Annotated in this window: 4 protein-coding genes; 2 read left to right on the top strand and 2 right to left on the bottom strand. The window is 46.2% G+C overall.

Going from position 1 to position 4,257, the window contains the following annotated elements; all coding sequences use genetic code 11:
• Both K2Q26_15260 and K2Q26_15255 read right to left on the bottom strand, forming a co-directional pair.
• On the bottom strand, window positions 1–976 hold a 976-nt coding region (locus K2Q26_15260), incomplete at its 3' end, for a hypothetical protein (GenBank protein MBY0316878.1).
• Window positions 977–1,030: 54 nt separating this feature from the next.
• Window positions 1,031–1,588: a hypothetical protein gene (locus K2Q26_15255; protein ID MBY0316877.1), complete on the bottom strand. Its 558-nt coding sequence runs from the start codon at window positions 1,586–1,588 to the stop codon at window positions 1,031–1,033.
• A 200-nt stretch (window positions 1,589–1,788) separates the two neighbouring features.
• Between K2Q26_15255 and K2Q26_15250 the strand changes: the two genes are divergently transcribed.
• Entirely contained in the window at window positions 1,789–2,541 is a 753-nt protein-coding gene (locus K2Q26_15250; protein ID MBY0316876.1) for a hypothetical protein, read from the top strand.
• Window positions 2,542–2,665: 124 nt separating this feature from the next.
• Window positions 2,666–4,257 (top strand): AMP-binding protein (locus K2Q26_15245; protein MBY0316875.1); only part of this gene is annotated, 1,592 nt, incomplete at its 3' end.

Raw genomic sequence — 4,257 nt, 5'->3', positions numbered from 1 at the left:
CGTCGCTCGCTGTCGGTGACGGTTGCACGATTCCTTGCTGTTGGAGCATATATTTAAAAGCCGCCTGCATGCGATTCTTGTAGATTTCGACATCGACCGTATGGCTCTCTCCCCAGAGCGGCCACACAACTCCTGGCGCTTGCATGTAGTCCACCAAAGAAGAATAGTTGTCATGAGGGCCCCAATGTTTAATATCTTCATTGGTAAAGCGATCCTTAAGAGTAAAACGAGATTCCGGCTGTATTCCCACCACAGACACAAGAGGCATTTGTGGCTTCAACGGTTGCTTGCAATAGGTGTTTGACCTCAGTACATCGGGGTTGATCGGGAAACCGCCCGAAAAATCAAGGATGGCCTTAGCAAATCGTGAATTCGTCGGCGGAAGTGCTGTTCCATAAAGCAGCCCCGAAATATTCATCCAACCAACGATATTCTCCGGTACGCTTTGACTTTTTTGCAGCATCCATTTGAGTTCAAGGCTGGCGACCCCATGAGTGAGAAATATAATTTTTTTGGCGCGACCGTCGGAAGTCTTATGATCAAAACGTTTTAAAATTTCCTGATAGGCGTAGGCATTCGCAAACAAAGACCGTCGATAACCGATCTCCGGAGTGTAAACTCCAAAGCCCATGTCGACGGCGATATTTTTGAGTCTCCACTGATAGTCTTCGTTTCTAGTTCGAGACGCCCACGGATTGTGAGCCAAAACGATCACCGTATAGTCATTGTACGATTGAGAGTAGTTGGTCTTGTTGGTATCAATAAATTTAAAAAACTCCGCAGCGCTCGCCTTCTCTTTAAAAAATTTGTAGAGCACCCAACAGGCCGCATTGTAGCCGTGTTCTTTTTGAATCCATAAAATATCATTGGGAGTGAGATTCTTATTACTGAGTCCAAGCCACACTTTTTGGCCCGAATAGTTCACTTCCACTTCGGTGGGCTTGGGCTTTAAAGAATCTTTGATCATTTTAAACACGGGAGTCCTTTCCCTGGCCCGCCAGGGCTCAAGCTCTGGCGGTGCACGTGTTACTTACTGCTTTTTAAAAACATCATGCTTCTGAGCATTGAGCTCGGCTTCGCAGATCTCGACTTTTTCCTGATACTCATCTTCGCGTTTTTCTAGAGTGCGCTTGTACTCTTGAAAGCGACTAATACGATCTTTTAGGAACTCTTCGGAAACGCCAATGATTTTATCTTTATCATCAAGGCCGATTTTAAATTCGTCCTCTTTATCACTCACGCGATCGATCGGCTCGGTCCAGCGAAGCTTTCCATTCCCGCCATTTTTCGGATCAGTCAAATCTTTACGGCAATTTTTGAGAACTCCATAGAGACCCAGAGATCCAAATTTACGATTCCCGTAAACGCGATCTTCGAGACTGTAGACGTCGATCTGTAATCGGCGAAGCTCTTCGGCCATATTCACCTTCTTTTGGTAAATCATGTTGCCATCCTTCACACCTATTCTTTGCTCGGGAGTTAACTTTTCTTCTTTCTCCATACTGGAGTCGATCTTCTCCGCCTTATGGGGATTCGAACTACACGCACCCAGTACAAAAAGAGTAACGACCAGTAATAAAGCCTTCATGAATTTCCTCCGTCTATGTGTTTGATCTCTCAAACAAATCAACCATACCCATGGTGTTTGTTGTCTCACAAGACGATCAAACCCAACGGCATCTTCTGCCGACTGTCTCAGTATAGCTCTCCGAGTAATAAAATAAAGAGATTGGAGATATCATTTTAAGACTTTGCTGCAAAGCAGCCTGAAACTGCTAACATAAATCAATGGCTTGGCTCTTATTAATTGCCTTAACTTTAAGCAATCCTGCCGACGCCCTCGAATTTACGCCCAAATCAGAGGCCCAGGTCTCCAAACAAGCGTCTCGATGGAGCCTTAAGCAATGGATGGAACAAAAAAGCCAATTCAAATGGATGGACGTCTGGTTGGCCGGCCAGAAAAAAGAAACGGCCTCGATTTATGAAGTCTACATCGGCGCGGATCACAATCAGTATGATCGCTCCACGCGCACAAACTTGAGTGGACTCACCGATGATGGCGAATTTGATTCGACCCGAGGACATGGCGGAATCTTTATTAAATTTTTCGGCCTTTACGGAGACTACGAAAGAAGTAAAGACGAAGGGCGAACGCAATGGGAAGCACTGGCACTGTTGCGACTTTTGGGGACTAGTGATCAAGGCTCCTCTCTCAACCTGTTTTACGGACTCCACGATTTAAAATTTGCGGGAGATCAGGTGCAAAACCAACAAGCAGGGGGCTCAATGACTCTCTATCTTTTGGACTCCTGGGCCATTCAAGGAAAATATCATCAATTCTTCGAAGCCAAATCAGATTTACAGAATGATATCGAGGGCCGCCGGGTGGAGGCCAGCACATGGCTCGAGTACGGAGCCTTCCGCATTTTTGGAACTTGGTACAAAGAGAAAATCGACCAAACGAACAGCATCGGGACTATAAATACCGAGCGCGAGGGGATTCGTGCTGGAGTACGAGTGTACTTAGATTTTAAAAAATAATCATATCATCTCAATAATCTCTACGGAATTTTTTTAGGATGTCCGCAAACCAGATGGGCGATTGCTCCCCTCTCCTTTTTATGAGACAAAATGAGAGTCAAGAATAATTCTCAAGGAGCGAATCATGGAAAAAATTTGGTTAAAGCATTATCCGAAAGATGTGGCGCAAACGATCGACATCAACACCTACTCTTCCATTGTGGATCTCTTTACGGAAGCGGTTCAAAGATTTAAACACAAGCCCTGCTTTACCAACATGGGAATGACTTACACTTACGCCGAAGTCGACACCATGTCGGATTATTTTGCGTCCTACTTGATCAATCACCTTCGACTGAAAAAAGGAGATCGCATCGCCATTCAGATGCCAAATCTTTTGCAATACCCGGTGGCCATGTTCGGCGCCCTCAAAGCGGGATTGATCATCGTCAACACGAACCCACTTTACACCGATCGCGAAATGGAACACCAATTTAAGGATGCGGACTGTAAAGCGATTGTTATTCTGGAAAACTTCGCTCATCTACTGCAGAAAATTCTCCCGCATACGGACCTTCAACACGTGATCATCACATCCGTCGGAGATCTTTTACCCTTCCCTAAAAATTATGTCGTCAATGCGGCGGTGAAATACGTTAAAAAAATGGTTCCCAAATACGACCTGCCTTTGGCAACTCGTTTTAACGACGCTATCGAAATCGGTAAAAAGCAAAGCTTCGATCCTGTTCGCTCGACCATCGACGAAGTCGCGTTCCTTCAGTACACGGGCGGCACCACGGGAGTGGCGAAAGGAGCTATGCTCACTCACGGAAATCTTTTAGCGAACATGTTGCAAACATTTGAATGGTTCAAACCGATGTTAGTCAAAGGCGACGAAGTGGCTCTCACTCCACTTCCGCTCTATCACATCTTTTCGCTCACCGTGAACTGCCTCACCTTGATGGCTTACGGAGCACATAATATTTTGGTCACAAATCCTCGGGACCTTCCTGATCTCATAAAGACCATGAAGAAGTATCGCCCGTCGGTAATGTCCGGCGTGAACACGTTGTTTAATGCCTTACTCAACAACAAGGACTTCCAGGCGATGGATTTAAGCTTTTTAAAAATCAGTGTGGCCGGAGGCATGGCCTTACAGGAAGCGGTGGCAAAGCGATGGATCGAGACCACGAAGTCTCCTCTTGTTGAAGGCTACGGATTGACGGAGTCGTCTCCGATCGTGTGTTGTAATCCTATCGATGGTCGCGACAAGCGCGGCACCATCGGACTCCCGTTCCCTTCCACCGATGTCAAACTCGTAGATGATAATGGGAACGAAGTGGCCCACGGAACACCCGGCGAACTTTACGTCAAAGGTCCGCAAGTGATGAAGGGGTATTGGCAACGTCCTGAAGAGACCGCGAAAACGATGGACGATGGTTGGCTCAAAACCGGTGATATCGCGACTGTCGATGAACAAGGTTATTTTAAAATTGTCGATCGCAAAAAAGATATGATCATCGTCTCGGGCTTTAATGTTTATCCTAACGAAGTGGAAGATGTCTTTGCATCTCACCCCGCAGTCCTCGAAGTCGCCGCCATCGGTGTGCCTGATGATCGCTCCGGAGAAGCTGTGAAAATTTTTGTGGTGAAAAAGGCTGAGACCACGTCGCAAGATCTCATCGAATTTTCAAAGAAGAAACTGACGGGCTACAAAGTTCCTAAACACGTCGAGTT

The organism is Bdellovibrionales bacterium (assembly GCA_019750295.1).
In the GTDB taxonomy this organism is placed as follows: Bacteria; Bdellovibrionota; Bdellovibrionia; order Bdellovibrionales; family JAGQZY01; genus JAIEOS01.
This window is presented reverse-complemented; position numbering and strand designations above follow the sequence as displayed.